13 protein-coding genes are annotated in these 17,310 nt (G+C 73.0%); 3 read left to right on the top strand and 10 right to left on the bottom strand.

All coding sequences use genetic code 11. The annotated features are described in order from the left end of the window. The first annotated feature begins 75 nt into the window (after positions 1-75). Both KV205_RS25575 and KV205_RS25570 read left to right on the top strand, forming a co-directional pair. A complete protein-coding gene (locus KV205_RS25575; RefSeq protein WP_265866965.1) occupies positions 76-738 on the top strand; it encodes a class I SAM-dependent methyltransferase in 663 nt (220 codons plus the stop codon). Further along, a complete protein-coding gene (locus KV205_RS25570) occupies positions 738-1,541 on the top strand; it encodes a glycosyltransferase family 2 protein (protein WP_265866964.1) in 804 nt (267 codons plus the stop codon). Before KV205_RS25575 ends, KV205_RS25570 begins: the two co-directional genes overlap by 1 nt. Here the strand turns inward: KV205_RS25570 and KV205_RS25565 are convergent. Continuing rightward, complete coding sequence (locus tag KV205_RS25565; protein ID WP_265866963.1) at positions 1,538-2,470, bottom strand: glycosyltransferase family 2 protein; 933 nt, start codon at positions 2,468-2,470, stop codon at positions 1,538-1,540. The two genes, KV205_RS25570 and KV205_RS25565, sit on opposite strands and share 4 nt — an antisense overlap. Next, entirely contained in the window at positions 2,470-4,539 is a 2,070-nt protein-coding gene (locus tag KV205_RS25560; protein WP_265866962.1) for an O-antigen ligase family protein, read from the bottom strand. Before KV205_RS25560 ends, KV205_RS25565 begins: the two co-directional genes overlap by 1 nt. A 44-nt stretch (positions 4,540-4,583) precedes the next feature. Between KV205_RS25560 and KV205_RS25555 the strand changes: the two genes are divergently transcribed. After that, complete coding sequence (locus KV205_RS25555) at positions 4,584-5,291, top strand: hypothetical protein (protein ID WP_265866961.1); 708 nt, start codon at positions 4,584-4,586, stop codon at positions 5,289-5,291. Here KV205_RS25555 and KV205_RS25550 read toward each other — a convergent pair. The 8 genes from KV205_RS25550 to KV205_RS25515 form a co-directional block, all read right to left on the bottom strand. After that, positions 5,266-5,874 (bottom strand): acyltransferase, encoded by a 609-nt coding sequence (locus tag KV205_RS25550; RefSeq protein ID WP_265866960.1) that lies wholly within the window; start codon positions 5,872-5,874, stop codon positions 5,266-5,268. The genes KV205_RS25555 and KV205_RS25550 overlap by 26 nt on opposite strands. Before the next feature lie 51 nt (positions 5,875-5,925). Continuing rightward, positions 5,926-6,972, bottom strand: a complete 1,047-nt coding sequence (locus tag KV205_RS25545) for a glycosyltransferase (RefSeq protein WP_265866959.1) — start codon at positions 6,970-6,972, stop codon at positions 5,926-5,928. A 79-nt stretch (positions 6,973-7,051) separates the two neighbouring features. Further along, on the bottom strand, positions 7,052-10,306 hold the full coding sequence (locus KV205_RS25540; protein ID WP_265866958.1) for a DUF4082 domain-containing protein: 3,255 nt from the start codon (positions 10,304-10,306) through the stop codon (positions 7,052-7,054). A 293-nt stretch (positions 10,307-10,599) separates the two neighbouring features. Further along, complete coding sequence (locus KV205_RS25535; RefSeq protein WP_265866957.1) at positions 10,600-11,715, bottom strand: DegT/DnrJ/EryC1/StrS aminotransferase family protein; 1,116 nt, start codon at positions 11,713-11,715, stop codon at positions 10,600-10,602. Next, a complete protein-coding gene (locus tag KV205_RS25530) occupies positions 11,715-12,431 on the bottom strand; it encodes an acetyltransferase (RefSeq protein ID WP_265866956.1) in 717 nt (238 codons plus the stop codon). The genes KV205_RS25535 and KV205_RS25530 overlap by 1 nt, the downstream gene beginning before the upstream one ends. Then, positions 12,428-14,560 carry an aminotransferase class I/II-fold pyridoxal phosphate-dependent enzyme gene (locus KV205_RS25525; protein WP_265866955.1) on the bottom strand — a complete coding sequence of 711 codons (2,133 nt, stop codon included), beginning with the start codon at positions 14,558-14,560 and terminating at the stop codon, positions 12,428-12,430. The genes KV205_RS25530 and KV205_RS25525 overlap by 4 nt, the downstream gene beginning before the upstream one ends. Further along, complete coding sequence (locus tag KV205_RS25520) at positions 14,557-15,699, bottom strand: Gfo/Idh/MocA family protein (protein ID WP_265866954.1); 1,143 nt, start codon at positions 15,697-15,699, stop codon at positions 14,557-14,559. Before KV205_RS25520 ends, KV205_RS25525 begins: the two co-directional genes overlap by 4 nt. 92 nt (positions 15,700-15,791) lie before the next feature. Further along, on the bottom strand, positions 15,792-17,267 hold the full coding sequence (locus tag KV205_RS25515) for a sugar transferase (protein WP_265866953.1): 1,476 nt from the start codon (positions 17,265-17,267) through the stop codon (positions 15,792-15,794). Positions 17,268-17,310 lie beyond the last annotated feature (43 nt).

Here is a 17,310-nt window from a genome sequence, read left to right as displayed (position 1 = left end):
GATAAATCCCCTCATCGGGCACTACGGTGGGCCACGACCCCACCCCGCCTTCCCGAACACCAGGTGGTTGATGCGATGTCCGGCATCCGTGCCCTCCGCAACCGATTCGTCGACGCGCCCGACTCGCTCGGCGAACGTTTCCGCGCGGCCCGCTGGGAGCGGTTCCGGTCCTGCTTCCCGGGCATCGCGGAGCTGCGGGTGGTCGACCTCGGGGGCACGGCCGACAACTGGCTGCGTTCGCCGCTGCGTCCGAAGCACGTGCACCTGGTGAACCTGGAGGTGCACCCGGCCGAACTGCCGGACTGGATCAGCGCGGAGATCGCCGACGTGACCGAGCCGGAGATCCCGGACCGGCTCGGCACCTTCGACCTCGTGGTGTCCAACTCGACCATCGAGCACGTCGGCGGCCCGAGCCAGCGCCGCCGCTTCGTCACCGCCATCGAGAAGCTCGCCCCGCTGCACTGGGTGCAGACCCCCTACCGCTACTTCCCGGTCGAACCCCACTTCCTCGCCCCCGGCTTCCAGTTCCTGCCGCTCGCCGCCCAGACCCGGCTGATCCGGCACTGGCCGCTCACCCACAGCCGCCCCGGCAACGCCGAGGAGGCCATGGACGCCGTCGTCAACATCGAGCTGCTCACCCGCACCGAGATGCGCCATCTCTTCCCCCGCTCCGTGATCCTCAGCGAGCGGGTCGCGGGCCTCACCAAGTCCCTCACGGCCGTCCGCGTCCGAGCCTGATGCGCCGGCTCCTGCGCGCGCCCTGGGAGCTGCTCAAGCGGCGCTTCGGCTGGCTCGTCCTGTACGAGCTGCGCAACAAGGTGCTGCTCGCGCCCACGGCCCGCCGGCTGCGCCGGATCGAGGACGCCGAGACCGCCCGGCTCGCCCGGCGGCTCGGCCACCGCCCGGCGGCCCGGGTCGCCACCGTCATCGCCACCCATCGGCGCCCCGAGGCGCTGCGGCGGGCCGTGGTCTCCGCGCTCGGTCAGACCGTGCGGGACCAGGTCGTCATCGTCGTCGACGACGGCGCCGGACTGCCGCCCGAACTCCCGGACGACCCCCGTCTGTTCGCGGTCTCGCTCGCCCGGAACACGGGCGTGGCGGGGGTGGTGCGCAACGTCGGGATCCGGCTGACCTCCTCCGCGTACGTCGCCTTCCTCGACGACGACAACCTGTGGGAGCCCGACCACCTGGAGTCGGCCCTCGCCGCCCTGGAGGAGCCGGGCGGCCCCGACGGCGTCTACACGGCGCTGCGCCGGGTCCGCCCGGACGGCACCGACATGGACGTCCTGTCCGTGCCCTTCGACCGGCGCGACGCGGCCCACCGGGCCTTCCTCGACACCAACGCCTTCGTCGCCCGCCGCACCCCGGCCCTGCGCTTCAGCCGGCTCCGCCGCACCCCCGAGGTGCTGCCCCGCGAGGACTGGGAGCTGATCCGGCGGTACGCGCGCGGGCACCGGGTGGCCCATCTGCCCCGGCCCACCGTGCGCTATCTGGTGAACCCGGGCAGCTTCTACACCTCCTGGACCGACCGAGGAGCCTAGGACCGAGGAGCCCCGAGCAGGGCCCCGACGGCGGCCCGCGCGGGCGCCCGTCCGAGGGCCGCCCGGGACAGCTCGCGCAGCAGCACCGCGCCCCGGAAGGCGGCCGTCGCCGCCGCGCCGTGGCGCCGCCGGTAGAGCCGCACCCGGTTGACGCAGAGCAGCGACCAGAGGCGCGGCGACACCCGGGAATCCCCGCCCAGGTGGGTGGCGAGAGCCGTCGGTTCGAGCCGGGTCGCGAGACCGCGGTCGCGGGCCCGCAGGCAGTACTCGGTCTCCTCGGAGTAGAGGAAGAACGACTCGTCCCAGGGCCCGCAGGCCGTCACGCACTCCCGGGAGAGGGCCATCAGGGCGCCGGTGGCCCAGTCCGCCGTGGTCCGGGCCCGGTAGGCGGCCGGCGCCGTGACCAGCTCGCTCAGGCGCGGGAAGCGCCCGGCCCGCCGGTTGCCAAGGACCGCCTCGCCCAGGGCGCGGCTCAGGCTCGACTCACGGCGCAGCGAGTGGATCAGGGCGCCGTCCTCCTCGTACAGGAGCGGCACCGAGATCCCGACCCGGGAGCCGTCCGGCAGCGGGGTGCCCAGGGCCTCGACGAGGATGGCCGCGCAGCCCTCGGCCATCCGGATGTCCGGGTTGCAGATCAGCACCGCCCGGTAGCGGTCCTCCCAGCCGTCCGCGGCGCGCAGGGCCGCGTTGACACCGAAGGCGTAGCCGCCGTTCCGGCCGGTCTCCACGACCGTGGCGTCCGGGGCCAGGGCACGGACCACACCGACGGTGTCGTCGGAGGAGGCGTTGTCCGCGACCACCAGCCGCCAGTCGAGCCCCTTCATCCCGGCCGCCAGGGAGTCGAGGAAGCCGGGCAGGACGGCCGCGCTGTTCCAGGTGACGACCAGAACGGCGACGGGCCCGGCGGCGGCGCGGGCGTGAGGGGACATCAGATCTCCACGAGACGAGGCGAGTCAGGGGTACGGGCGGAAGGCGCGGGCGACGCGGACGGCGGGGGCTCTGCCGGTGACGCGGGATCCGCCGGTGACGCGGGTTTCGCGTCCGCCTCGCGCCGCACGAAGCCCAGAGCGCTGCCGCCCAGACCGATCAGCAGGAAGAACACGCCCGCGAACATCGGGAAGCTCAGCGTGTCGAAGGTCGCGCTGATCACCAGGGCGACCATCGACGAGGCGAAGAAGGCCTGCCCCAGCTCCCGGTCCGACTCGGTGCGCGCGAGCCGCCGCAGCGCCCCGCCGTTGTGCACCCCGGCCAGGCCCAGGAGCAGCAGACAGGCGACGCCCAGGGCGCCCAGCTCCGCCACCGTCAGCAGATACTGGTTGTCGGTGAAGAAGTAGCGCTCCGGAGTGAACGTGCCGAAGCCCCGCCCGAACACCGGGTCCTGCACGAAGTACTCATAGATCTTCGGGTACTTGATGGTGCGGGCCTGGGTGCTGCTGTCCGCGTTGTTGAGGCTGCCCGAGAACAGCCCCGTGATGGTGCCGATCAGGCCCGGCACCAGCACCTTGAACACCGCGACCGCCCCGAACAGGATCCCGATCGCCGTCCAGCGCCGCTGCGGCCTCCAGCGCGGCACCATGATCAGCACCACCACCGCGACCCCGATGATCGAGGTCCGGGACACCGTCAGCGGCAGCCCGCCGCCGAGCAGCACCACCGGCGCCCAGCGCTTGAACCGGCCCAGGTGCTCGCGCGCCGGGTCGAAGGCGTGCCAGATGGCGAACGGAAGCAGGATCGCCAGCATCCCGCTGAACTCCAGCGGATGCGCGGTGAGCGAGCGCGGCCGGGTGAAGGAGCCGCGGTCCATCACGCTCACGCTCGCCGTGCTGGAGTTGAGGCCCGGGATGCGCAGCGAGTCGGCGATGTTGGTGCCGGTGAAGAAGTCGTACAGACCGAGCGCCGCGACCACCGACCCCATCACCACGAGCCGGCGGAGCAGCACGTCCAAACGCTCCCGGTCCTGGATCCCGGCCGTCGTCAGGACCACGAGCGACACCCACACCAGAAGCACGATCAGCCCCCGGTCGGCCGCCAGGATCTCCTTCTGGGTGCTGATCCGGTCCTGGTTCGTGATGTACGACAGCAGCATGGTGACGGTGAGCACCAGCATCACCACCCGCATCGGACGGGTGCCCGGCGCGGGCGCGATCCGGCCCAGACACCAGGTCGCCAGGTACCAGAAGAGGCCGAGCAGCGCGAACACGTTCGCCGGGGTGCCCGCGCCGCCGAGCGCCGGAAGGGCCAGATTGGACGGCAGGAACAGCGCGAGGGCCAGATAGCCGGTCAGCACCGCCGTCGCGTCCAGCGGCCGGTCGAGCAGCCGTCGCAGCCGCCCCGCCCCGGGCCGCGGCACCGGCGGCGCGTCATGGAAGCCGGCGAGCCCCCGAGCCCGCCGCCGGGCCGCCGAGCAGATCTCCACCACGAAGGCAAGGACGAAACCGCCCGCGACGCCGAACACGACGACCGCGGCGACCTTCTGATAGCGGGACTTGGGCTGCGACACCGGCTTCTGCGCCGGCACGATCCGCGCCGACTCCACGTAGTAGCCGTCCGGCACCCGGGCCTGCTCCTGCAACTGCTGCAGCTGCTCCGCCGCGTAGTCGGTGAGCCGGCGGGTCTCGGCGAGCACCCGGTCCCGGTCGTCGCCCTTGACCGTCAGGGTCAGCAGCGGCCCCTCCGCCTGGGCGGCGAAGTCCACCGCGTACTCGTCGGTGATCCCGTGCCCGCGCAACTCCTGTACGGTCTCCGCCGATTGCAGCGCCCGGATCAGGACATCGGCCGTCCCGATCAGCGAACCGCTCGCGTACGCCAGGGTGTTGCCGTAGCTCGGCGCGGGCCGGGCCACCCGGCTGGAGTTGAGCAGCGCGAGCTGGCTCTGCGACTCGTACGTCACGGGGACCGTCGTGTAGAGGTAGCCGCCCGCGAGCAGACTGAGCAGCACCATCGGCACCGTCACGTACCAACGCCGGCCCAGCACGCGGAAGATCTCGGCGATGCTCACGAACCCTCCCCCGGTTCCCCTCGGTGCTGCCAGTATCGGTGCTGATGGACAGAGACGTGCTGACACCCGAGGGACTGGCCCGCGTGCTGCTGCGCCGCTGGTACGTCCTGCTGCTCGCCGCGCTCGTCACGGCCGCCGCCTGCTACCCGGCGCTGCGGCCCGCGCCGCGCTACCAGAGCTCCGCGGTGCTCGTGGTGAAACCGCCGCGCACCGACAACCAGCCCAACCAGCTCACCAACCTCCAGCCCTCGCTGGCGATGGTGTCCTACGCGGTCGTGCAGCGGCTCCAGTCGCCCGCCGGGCGCGCCGAGCTGAAGGCGGCGGGGGCGCACGGCAGTTACCGCCTCACCCCGCGCAACAGCGGCACCAGCGCCACCCCGTACTACTCGATCCCCACCCTGCAGGTCGAGGCGGAGCAGACCGCGCCCGAAGAGGCCGACCGCGTGGTGCAGGTGGTCATCGACGTCTACGAGCGGCATCTGCAGGCCCTCCAGGCCGAGCAGAAGGTGCCGGCCGGCACCCTGCTCACCGTCGACCTGGTCAACCGCCCCGGCACCGTCGCCCTGCCGCCCAACCGCACCCGGGCCTACGCCGGGGTGGGCGCGCTCGGCACCCTCGCCGGGGTGGTCTGCGCGCTGTGGACCGAGCGGTACGCGGCCGGCCGGCGCCGCCGCCAGGAGGCCGGGCCGACCGGGCAGGGCGACCAGGGCGGGGGCGGGCAGGGCGCTAGCGCCCGGCACCGTGCTCCGTGAGCCGCCCGTCCCGCTCCTCGTACAGCGCGCCGGTCTCCGGGCACTCCCACAGGCCGGGCGCGTCCGGGCGCGCGGTCAGCCGTACGCCCGCCTTCCCGACCCAGCCCGCCTGACGCGCCGGGACGCCCATGACCAGGGCGAAGTCCGGGACGTCGGCGGTCACCACCGAACCGGCCGCGACGAGCGCCCAGCGCCCGATCGTCACCGGCGCCACGCACACCGAGCGGGCCCCGACGGCCGCGCCGTCGCCGATCACCACGGCGACCGGCTCCCAGTCGCCGCCACGCTTCAGCTTCCCGTCGGGGTCCACGGCGCGCGGGTTGTGGTCGTTGGTGAGCACCGCCGACGGGCCGACGAAGACGCCGTCGCCGAGCACCGCGGGCTCGTACACCAGGGCGTAGTTCTGCAGCTTGCAGTTGTCGCCCAGGGTCACGCCGGGACCGACGTAGGCGCCCCGGCCGATCACGCAGTTCTCGCCCAGGCGGGCGTCCTCGCGGATCTGGGCGAGCTCCCACACGCTGCTGCCGGCGCCGACGACGGCCTTCTCGTCGACCTGCGCGGTGGGCTGGACCCGGTAGTTCACGGTGCTGCCTTTCCTCGGTGTACGGGGTGGTGTACGGGATCGTGACGGGGCTCAGATGCCGCGGCGCTTCCAGGACCGCCACCACAGCCACTCGCGGCCCCGCTCGGCCACGGCGGACAGGATCAGCGGCTGGAGGTACGGCATGACGCGGGCGCCGATCCGGCGGCGCAGCCGCAGCGCCCGGAACTCCGGGAGCGTCTCGGCGTCCGGCCGGCACTCGCGGGCGAAGGCCACCAGCTCCTCGACGGGCACGACGTCGGTGCGGCCCCGGTCGTAGGCCCGGTAGGCCCGCCGCAGTGCCTGGCGGGCCAGGCGGGTGTCGACGAGCCCGGCGAGCCGGCGGGCCTGGGGCAGCTGGTCGGCGCACTTGTCGAGGACCGCGGTGAAGGCGGCCCGGCGCTGCCGGATGTCGTCGAGCTGCCCGCCGAAGTCGGTGGTGGACATGTTGTTGCCGTGCACCCGGTAGTAGGCCTGGTCGGCCCCCCGGACATAGCCCACGTCGGCGTGCGAGGCGAGCCGCATCCACATCTCGATGTCTCCGGCGTGCGGCAGCTCCGGGTCGTAGCCGCCGACCTTCCGCTGGAGGCTGGTGCGGACCACCACCTCGGGGGAGGTGATGCAGCCGGTGCCCTCGCGGAAGCGCCGCTCCAGCCACCAGTGGCCCGGGTAGACCACGGAGCCGGTGGACTCCGTACGGGCCGCGGGGAGCGGCCCGCCGTGTTGGAACCGCAGCGGCCGGCCGTAGCAGAAGCCAGCCTCCGGGTGGGCGTCGAGCAGGGCGACGGCCCGCACCAGCGCCCCGGGGACCAGCCGGTCGTCGGCGGACAGGAGGACGACGTAGTCGCCGTCCGCCCATTCGAGCAGGCCCTCGTTGTAGGTGGCGATATGGCCCTTGTTGCGCTCGTGGACCCGCACCTCGATCCTCGGGTCGGAGGCGGCCAGCTTCCTGGCCGCCTCCGCCGAGTCGTCGGGGGACGCGTCGTCGATGATCAGCACCCGCACGTCGAGGCCGGGCTGCTCGTCGAGCACGCTGCGTACGCAGTCGGCCAGGAAACGGCCGTACTTGTAGCAGGGGATCACGACGCTGACAGAGCTCATGTGGTGCGTTCCCCGATTTCGTTCGTCGGTCGTTCGGTCGGTCGTTTCGGTCGGTCGGTCGTTTCGGTCCGTCGGTGGGTCAGTTGGTCGTGAAGACCGGAGCGACCCAGTAGTTGGTGGAGTTGTAGGAGCTGTTCGGGAAGGCGCTCGAAGCGCCGTACCGGTACAGGCCGTTGGCGCTGCCGCCACCGTCCGCGAGCCCGGAGAGCGGGTAGTTGAGCCGGGCCCCCGTGAAGTACTGCGGATCGGCGGCGTAGTTGCCGTTCGGCGCGTGGTACGACACCACGTAGGTGGTGTCCGCCGTGATGTCCACCGGGGTGGTGAAGGTCAGCTTCTGCCAGCCGGAGGCGGTCTCGCCGGTGAAGGTGCCGGTGGCGAGCAGGGTGCCGTCGTCCGTCCACAGGCTGCCGGTGTGGGTGCCGGTGTTGGTCGCGCCCTTGTAGAAGGTGACGCCGGTGACCTTGCCGTTCAGCGCCGACCGGAAGCGGGTGCCCAGCTCCAGGGAGTTCCCGTCACCGGTCTCCGCGGTCTTCGCGGGCACGGTCTCCGGGCTCCACAGGGTGCACGGGCAGTTCGCCGCCGGCGGGGTGGCGCTGGTGGTGAAGGTCCAGGTCACCGGGTCGGGCATGGCGTTGCCCCACAGGTCGGCGGCCTGCACCGACACCGTGTACGCGGTGCCGAGGGCGAGCTGGCTGCCGAGCGTGAAGGCGGCGGTCTTCCCGTCGCCGTCGAGGGCGGCGCTGCCCGGGACGGCGGTGCCGCCGGGGCCCTTCACGGTGAACACCAGGGTGCTCGCGTCGATGCTCTGGTTGAAGGTCGCCGACAGCGGGCTGGTGATCGCCACCCCGGTCGCGCCGGCCGCGGGGGTGCGGGCGGTGACGACCGGCGGCGCGGTGGAGGCCGAGCCGGTCTCCAGGATCGCGTCCACCCAGTAGTTGCTGCCCGCCGACTCCTGCGACGGGAACAGGCTCGCGCCGCCGTACTTGTAGACGCCGTTCCCGCCGTCCGTGCCGGACTGCAGCGCCGTCAGCGGGGCCAGGCCCGCGCCCTTGTCGGTGAAGTAGTGCGCGTCGTAGGAGTAGCCGCCGTTCGGCGCGAAGTACGAGGCGACATAGGTGGTGTTGGCCTTCACCGGCACCGGGTTGGCGAACTTCAGCTCCTGCCAGCCCGACGCGGTCTCACCCGTGAAGGTGCCGGTGGCGAGCAGCTGCCCGCCGGCCGACCACAGGCTGCCCTTGTGGGTGCCGGTGTTGGCGGCCGACTTGTAGAAGCGGACGCCGGTGATGGTGCCGGGCACCGAGCTGCGCACCTTCACACCGAGCTCGACGGAGCTGCCGTCGCCGCCGTTGACCAGGTCCGGCGCGGCTGAGGCGGGCCACACCGTGCACGGGCACTCCTGCTCGGACACGGTCAGCGGCACGGTGGTGACGGCGCCGATGTTGACGCTGTCGTCGACGGCACGGACCTTCAGCTGGACCGGGCCCTGGGCGATCGGGGTCCACTTGTAGCTCCAGGAGCCGGTGCCCTGGGCCGCCTTCCAGGTGGTGCCGCCGTCGGTGGAGACCTCGACGCGGGCCACGACGCCGCCGCCGGTGTCGGCCGCGGTGCCGGTCACGGTGATCTGCCGCAGGGCCGGGACGGAGGCGTTCGGCGCGGGGCTGGTGACGGTGACCGCAGGTCCTGTGGCGTCGGTGGAGGCGGTGGCCGCGACCAGACCGGACTGCAGGGTCTTCGGCTGGATGCCCATGTCGGCGAGGATGTTCACGGTCGCCTGCTGCATCCGCTTGTCCTCGGTGACCACGCCGCCGCCCGGGTCGGCCGTCGGCACGTTGGTCAGGCCCCAGGACCACTGCACGGTGCCGGTGCCGAAGACCAGGGCGTGGGACGTCTGGTCGCGGAAGGCGACCAGGCTGTGGGTGGCGGTGCCGTTGCCGTAGGTGTTGCCCCAGTCCATCAGGTACTTGCCGTCGGCGATGTCGACGGTGGTCGAGGACATCCGGATCTCACCGGACGGGCGGCTGGCGTTCTCCACGTCGCTGTCCCACTCGTAGCCGAGGGTGCCGGCCGGGAAGGTCGCGACCTGGCTGCCGGTGAGCCCGGCGACCGAGGTGTTGCGCCACAGACGCATCTTGCCGTACGCGGCCGGAACGGTGATGGCGTCGTTGCGGGAGCCGTTCACCTGGAACATCGAGCCGGTGAGGATGTTCTGCGGCCGGTACGGCTCGCCCTCCTTGGTGCTGTCCGGGTCCATCCAGGTACCGGTCCACACATTGCTCGGGTCCGGAACGCCGTTCGGCACGGGGAACTTGAGCTTGGTCTCCTTGTAGCAGACCAGGGTCCGGTTGGGCGTGTTGCTGCCGTCGATGCTCGGTTCGAGACGGGTCTTCCAGAAGATCTCGTTGCCCGCGAAGAAGGTCTGGTGCTGGCCGGCCTTGCGCGCGTTGAGGACGTTGGTGAACTGCTCCTGCGTCCAGTACTCGTCATGCCCGTGGGACATGAACATCTTGTGTCCGGCGAGGAGTTGGGCGCCGTGGGTGGCGGTGTCCAGGCCCGTGACGTAACTCAGGTCGTAGCCGTTGCGCTCCAGCCACGCGATCATCTCGTACTCGGAGCCGTAGATGCCGTTCTCGCCGCCGATGTCCATCGGCCGGTTGTAACTCACCTTGTAGGCACGCCCGTCGGGCGCCGGGCCCTGCCCGTCGTACAGATTGGTGCCGCCCCAGTCGTTGTACGCCTGCCAGGTCTGGTCGGAGGTCTGCACGAGCACCTCGGAGTGGCTCGCGTCGTTGCGCACCACGAAGGGGTACGGCATGAGGCCGTTGCCGTCGGCCTGGTCGAAGTTGGCGACGTAGAGTCCGGAGACGGCGTCGGACGGCACCGTCCAGCTCGCGTTGGCCGCCCAGTTGCCGCAGTCCATCAGACCCGTCGGCGCGTCCTGCGTACAGCTCGGGCGGGTGTTCGTGTACGTGGCCGGGTAGGTCTGCGCGGCCTGCGCCGGCGTGGAGACCAGCCGGGCGCCGTCGCCGCCGTACCAGCCGAGCCGGTAGATCTTCACATGGAACGAGGACGGCGACTGCACCTTGAACTGCAGGGTCTCCCCGGCCTGCAGGCTCGCCTTGGTGGGGAAACCGGCGATGTCCCCCCACGAGCTGCCGGCGAACCAGTCGGACATCGGCGTGCCCGGCTTGGAGTTCTCGCAGACGATCGGGTTGCTGCCCGTGCCGCACGGGTCGGCGACGGCACTCGCCTGTCCGCTCGCCGGCAGGAATATCGCGGTCAGCGCCGCGGCCAGGGCGAACACGGCGCCTCTGGCCCGGCGGATGGGGTTCTGCATCGCTGTACGTACCTTTCACGGGCAGTGCAGGTCCCGGCCCGAGCGGCCGGGGGTGGGGGAGCGGGCCCCTGGGGACCGGTCCTCGGGGATGCGGAGCGGACCGGCCCGGCAGGAGCCTGGTCTGTCCGGGCGGACCATGGCCGGGGCCGCGACGCCTGGCACGGCACCTCGCTGCGTTCCCGAAGCGTCCCGATAGCTCCGCTATCAAGACGCTCCGGCGCCTTGCGATGCACCGCACCAGACGCCGCGGCCTGTCCGACCCTGGTCCGCCCGGACAGACCCACGCCCTGACGTCAGTCCAGGGCATTCACCAGTGCGTCCACGACCCTGCGCTGCTGGTCGTGGGTGATCTGCGGGAAGAGGGGCAGCGACAGGATCTCGTCGGCGGCCCGTTCCGCGTGCGGGAAGTCCCCGCGTCCATGGCCGAGATGGGCGTACGCGGGCGTCAGGTGCACCGGCTGCGGATAGTGCACGCCCGCCCCGATGCCGCTCGCGTTGAGCTTGCCCACCACCGCGTCCCGGTCGGCGCCCGGCACCCGCAGCACATACAGGTGCCAGACGTGCGTGTTGCCCCCGGCGGTGACCGGCAGGACCACCCGGCCGGCCTCCGCGAGCGGGGCGAGCAGCTCGTCGTAACGGGCCGCCGCCGTCCGCCGGGCCTCGTTGCCGGCCGCGAGCCGGCGCAGCTTGGCCCGCAGCACGACGGCCTGCAGACCGTCGAGCCGGCTGTTGAACCCGGGCACGTCGTGCCGGTACTTCGCCACCCCGCCGTGATTGGCGATCGCCCGCACCAGGGCCGCGGCCTCCGGGTCGTCGGTGAGCACCGCGCCCGCGTCGCCGTAGGCGCCGAGGTTCTTGCCCGGGTAGAAGCTGGTCGCGGCGATGCCGCCGCTGCCCGGGGTGCGCCCGGCGCGGCTCGCGCCCTGGCTCTGCGCGGCGTCCTCCACGATCCGCACCCGCTCCGGCAGACCGGCGGCGAGCGCGGCGACGTCCGCGCACTGCCCGTACAGGTGCACCGGCACCACGGCCCGGGTGGCCCCGCCGACCGCGGCGAGCGCGGCGGCGGGGTCGATGAGCAGGGTGTCGGGGGCGCAGTCGACCAGGACCGGCCGGGCGCCGGTACGGGCCACCGCCCCGGCGGTCGCGATGAAGGTGTTCGCGGGCAGCACGACCTCGTCGCCCGCGCCGACCCCGCTCGCCCGCAGCGCCAGCTCCAGCGCGTCGGTGCCGTTGGCGACGCCGACCACCTGCGCGATCCCGCCGAACTCCGCGTACTCGCGCTCGAAGGCGGCGACCTCCTCGCCGCCGATGAACGCCGTGTCGGCGAGGACCCGGTCGAAGCCGGCGCGTATCTCCGCCTCGACCTCCGCGTGCGCCGCCTTCAGGTCGACCAGGGGAATGTGGTTCATCAGCGGTTCGCTCCTCGAGCCGGTACGGGTGGGGCGGCGGCGACGTCGTCGTGAGCCGCGAGCTGTTCGAGCGCGGGCGGCGGCGCGGTGCGCAGGCGGCGGGCGGGCGAGCCCGCCCACACCTCGCCGGGCGGCACGTCGGCGAGGACCACGGAGCCCATGCCGACCAGCGACCAGGCGCCGACACCGGTGCCCTCGCGGACCATCGCGCCCGCCCCGAGATAGGCGCCGGTGCCGACCCGGACGGTGCCACCGAGCCGTACGCCCGAGGCGAGGGTGGCGAAGTCGCCGAGCACGTCGTCATGGGTGAGCACGGTCTGCGGCATCACCGCCACATGCCGGCCCACCGTCACCGCGGCGGTCAGGACGGTGTGCGCGAGCAGCACCGTGCCGGCGCCGAGCACCGAACTCGCCGAGACGGCGGCGGTCGGGTGCACCACCGTGGTGTAGCGCTCCTCGGGCAGGCCGAGGCGGGCGACGATCCGGGCCCGGGAGGCGTAGTCGCGGGGGCTGCCCACGCACACCACGAACGAGGCGTCCGGGAGCTCGGGCACGAGCCCGGTGCCGCCGAGCACCGGCACCCCGTCCACCTCGGCGCCGTGCAGCGCCGGATCGTCGTCCAGATGACCCGCGAGCGGCAGGCCGGCGGCGCGGGCGGCCTGCGCGGTCTCCCGCGCGAACCCGCCCGCACCGATGATCACGAGCCGTGCGGTCACCGACCCGCCGCCGCTTCCCGCAGCGCCGCGACCACCCGGTCCTGCTGCTCCTCGGTCATCGTGTGGAACAGCGGCAGGATCAGCGAATCGCGGCTGATCCGCTCGGTGACCGGCAGCGGCCCGGCCGGGTGCCCGGCGTAGGCCGGTTCGAGATGGCTCGCCATGATGCCGCGCCGCGCCGAGATCCCCGACTCGGCGAGCCGGGCGAGGAGTTCGTCGCGGCCGACCGGGAAGCGGGTGTCGAGCAGCACCCAGTACGACTGGAAGTTCCCCGTCCCGTGCTCCGGGTCCCGCACCGGCCGCAGACCCGGCACGTCCGCGAGCAACTCCGTGTAACGGGCGGCGAGTTCCCGGCGCCGGGCGACCAGCGCGTCCAGCTTCTCCAGCTGGGCGAGGCCGACGGCCGCCTGGATGTCGGTCATCCGGTAGTTGAAGCCCGTCTCCAGATAGCTCTCCAGGACGGGCTTGCCGCTGGCGTGCCGGTCGGCCGCCGACACGTTCATGCCGTGCTCGCGCAGCCGCCGCAGCCGCGCCGCCCACTCGGCGTCGTCGGTGGTGACCATGCCGCCCTCGCCGGTGGTGAGCAGCTTGCGCGGATGGAACGACCAGGCGGCGAGCAGCGCGCCCCGGCCGACGGACCCGCCGTCGACGGTCGAGCCGATCGCGCAGGCCGCGTCCTCGACCAGCGGCAGCCCCCAGCCCTCGCAGGCCGCCCGGAGCTCCGTGACGTCGGCCGGCACCCCGGCCTGGTGGACGACGAGCACCGCCCTGGTACGCGTGGTGCGGACCGCGTCCACGGTCGCCGCCGTGAGGTTGCCGGTGGCCAGGTCGACATCGGCGAAGACCGGTTCGGCGCCCACGTACCGTACGGCGTTGGCGGTGGCGATGAAGGACAGCGAGGGGACGATCACCTCGTCCCCGGGGCCCAGGCCGAGCGCCACGAGCGCCAGGTGCAGGGCGGTGGTGCAGGAGCTGACCGCCACGCCGTGCGCGGCGCCCACCCGCTCGGCGAAGGCCTGCTCGAAGGCGGCGACCCGCGGCCCCTGCGCGACCCAGCCGGAGCGCACGGCGTCGGCGGCGGCCGTCGCCTCCTCCTCGCCCAGCCACGGCACCATCACCGGGATCTTCACCGGCTGCGCGGCCGCCCGGTCGGCGTCCGTGGCGGTCGCGCCCTTCTCGGCCCGCCACCAGTCGACCAGGTCCTTCAGGCCCGTCCGCAGATCGATCTCGGCCTTGAAGCCGAGCCGCTCCTCGGCCAGCGTGGTGTCCGCGAGCCGCCGGGTCACTCCGTTGACCGCGCGCGCCGGGCCGTGCACCGGCTCCAGGTCGGAGCCCATCACGTCGAGCAGCGCGTCGGCGAGCTCCCGCAGCGAGGTCTCCGTCGCCGAGGCCACGTTGAACACCTTGTTGGTCAACTCGGGCCGCGCGGCGAGGATGTTGGCGCGCGCGATGTCGCGGACGTCCACGAAGTCCATCGTCTGGGTGCCGTCGCCGAGGATCAGCGGCGGCTCGCCCGCCTCGATCCGCTCCATCCAGCGGATCAGCACCTCGGTGTACAGGCCGTGGATGTCCATCCGCGGCCCGTACACGTTGAAGTAGCGAAGGGCCACGTAGTCCAGGCCGTACATCGCGTGGAAGCTGCGCAGCATGCCCTCGTTGAAGGCCTTCGCCGCCCCGTAGAAGGTGTCGTTGTTGTACGGGTGATGGCGTTCGGTCGTCGGGAACGACTCGGCGAGGCCGTAGACGGAGGCCGAGGACGAGGCGATCACCTTGCCCACCCCGGCCGCCGCCGCGGCCTCCAGGACGTTGAACGTGCCGTCGACCATCACCTCGTTGGCGAGCCGCGGCTCCTCCGCGCACTGGGTGATCCGGATCGCCGCCAGGTGGTACACGAGGTCGGCGCCCCCGGTCACCCGGCGCACCGTCGCCGCGTCCCGGATGTCGCCCTCGACCAGCTCGACCCGGCCGCTCGCCATCGCCCGGGCCAGATTGGCCCGCCGGCCGCGCACGAAGTTGTCGAGCACGACCACCTCGCGCGCACCCCCCTCGACCAGCAGGTCCGTCACATGCGAGCCGATCGTCCCGGCACCGCCGGTGACCAGGATCCGCTTGCCCTCGAAGTCGCTCAACGCCGTTCTCCCGCCGCTTCGTTCACGTTCTTCGCAGACCCGTTCCGCGGTGTCGGCGGTGCGGGCAGTGCCCGGTCACCCCCGGTCCGCAGACCGACGACCGCACCGCGGAACTCCAGGCTCCGCGAGGCCGCCTCCAGAATGTCCAGGACCCTGAGGCCCGCCCGCCCGTCGGTCAGCGGCGCCCGGCCCTCGGTGATCGCCGCCGCGAACTCGTCGACCATGCCGCGCAGCGCCTCCTTCTCGCCCAGCGCCGGCGCGACCATGTCGCCGCTGCGGTACGAGATCAGCGCCTCCCGGCGCTCGTCCGCGCCCAGGTCCTGCGGCGTCGCAAGGTCGACGCCCCGGTCGAAGACCGCCACCCGCTGCGCCGGGTTCATGTCGTCCCAGACCAGGGTGCGCTTGGCGCCGCCGACCATGGTGGTGCGCACCTTGGTGGGCGACAGCCAGTTCACGTGCACATGCGCGATGGCCCCGGTGTTGAGCTGCAGCGTGAGGTACGTGATGCAGTCCCGGCCCGCGCCGATCGGGTCCGCGCCGTGCGCGGCGACCGCCACCGGCTCCACGTGCTCGGGCAGGATGAAGTCCAGGATCGACAGGTCGTGCGGGGCCAGGTCCCACAGCACGTCGATGTCCTTCTGCACCAGGCCGAGGTTGATCCGCACCGAGTCCACGTAGTGGATCTCGCCGAGCGCGCCCTCGTGCACCAGCTCGCGGATCTTCGCCACGGCCGGGGTGTAGCAGTACGTGTGGTCGCACATCAGGGTCAGCCCGCGCTCCTCGGCCTCCGCGACCAGGCGCGCCCCGTCGGCGTAGGTGGTGGCCAGCGGCTTCTCGACGAGCACGTGCTTCCCGGCGCGCAGCGCGGCGAGCGCCACGTCCAGATGGGTGCCGGCCGGGGTGGCGACGGCGACCGCGGCGACCTCCGGGTCGGCGAGCACCGCCGCGTAGTCGGCGGTGGCCCGCACCGTGGAGTACCCGCCGAGGACCCGCTCGGCGCGCGCGACGTCGAGGTCGCACAGCCAGCGCAGCCGGAACCGGTCGCTGGCCTGGAAGTTGCGCACCAGGTTGGGCCCCCAGTAGCCGGCGCCTATGACGGCGACTCCCAGCCGCTCGTCGGGTCGGTCGGCGTCGTTCAACGTGTTCCCCTCCATACAGGGTGGGCGGATCGGGGTGTGGCGGGACTTCGGGACGGTCTTCAGGGCGGGTATACGGGCGGGGCGCGCGGGGGTCAGTAGGCGCCGGTGCCGCGGACCACGGCGGGGCCGGTGCGCAGCAGGATCTCGGCGTCCAGACGGAGCGACCAGTTGTCCACGTACGCGAGGTCGAGGCGGACGGCCTCCTCCCACGGCAGGTCGGAGCGGCCGCTGACCTGCCACAGACCGGTGAGCCCGGGCTTCACGAGCAGCCGGCGGCGCACCTCGTGGGTGTAGCCCGCGACCTCCTCGGGCAGCGGCGGCCGCGGACCGATCAACGACATGCGCCCGCTCAACACGTTGAACAGCTGCGGCAGTTCGTCGAGCGAGTAGCGGCGCAAGGTGGCCCCGATCCGGGTCACCCGCGGATCGTCGCGCACCTTGAACAGCAGACCGTCGCTGTTGTGATTGGCGTGCGCCAGCTCCGCCCGGCGGGCCTCCGCGTCCGGCCGCATCGTCCGGAACTTCAGCATCGTGAACTGCTTGCCGTGCAGCCCCACCCGGACCTGCCGGAACAGCGCCGGACCCTTGCTGCCGAGTCGTACGGCGAGCGCCACCCCGCACATCAGCGGGGAAAGCAGCAGAAGCAGCACCGCCGCCACCAGCCGGTCGGCCAGCTCCTTCGGGAGCCGGGAGAGCCGGGACATGCGCGGCGCCCGTACGTGGATCAGCGGCACCCCGCCGACCGGCCGCACCTCCAGGCGCGAGGCGGCCACGTCGCCGAAGGCCGGGGCCATCAGGAAGTCGCCCCCGGCGGCCGCCGTGCTCCACGCGAGCCGGCGGAGCAGCGGCGCGTCGATCTCCGCCGACGGCAGCACCACGACGGCCGTCGCGTCGCCGAACATCCGTATGGCGCCGGGCACTTCGTCGACCCCGCCGAGGACCTGCACGTCGAAGAGGTCCACCTCGGCGGCGTTCACCGGGTCCGTCAGGCACACCCCGGCGATGTCCATGCCCTGGAGCACGGAGCCCGGGGACGCGCCCGGCAGCCGGTCCCGGAGCAGGGCGGCGAGCAGCTCGGCCACCCCGGCCGACGGGCCGACCAGGACGGCGGTGGTACGGCCCCGGCCGCGCGCCCAGTGCCCGCGCAGCCGCCGCCGCAGGGCGTACCGGACGCCCAGCGAGAGCCCCGCGGCCACCGGTGCGGCCAGGATCATCTCGTACATCAGGTCCGGATCGCGGCCCAGGCCCAAGCCCAGGACGGCCGCGAGCGCCGGAAGGACGAGCGCGCCGCGCAGCACCCGCCGGTACACCTCGGTTCCGGAGCCCAACGGGCCCCGCGCGTAACCGCCGTGGGCGTGCAGCACCGCCGCCCAGGCCGGTGGCAGCGCCGCCACGGCCGGCCAGTGACCGCCCGCGCGCAGCACGAACAGTGCGGCGACGCCCGCCGCCGCGGAGTCCGCGGCGAGCAGCGCGAGCTGGTGTCTTCTCCGCCGCCACGGGCGGAGAGGAAGGTCGACATGTGTGGATTCGACACGGTGCCGCTCATGCGTGACCGGCAGGACGGTCATCCATTCCCCCCAAGGGCGCTTCGCGCGCACCCCGTTGAACCCC

It is taken from the genome of Streptomyces sp. SKN60 (assembly GCF_026236535.1).
GTDB lineage: Bacteria > Actinomycetota > Actinomycetes > Streptomycetales > Streptomycetaceae > Streptomyces.
Note: the sequence above shows the minus strand (reverse complement) of the source record. Positions and strands in the feature narration are given on the sequence as shown.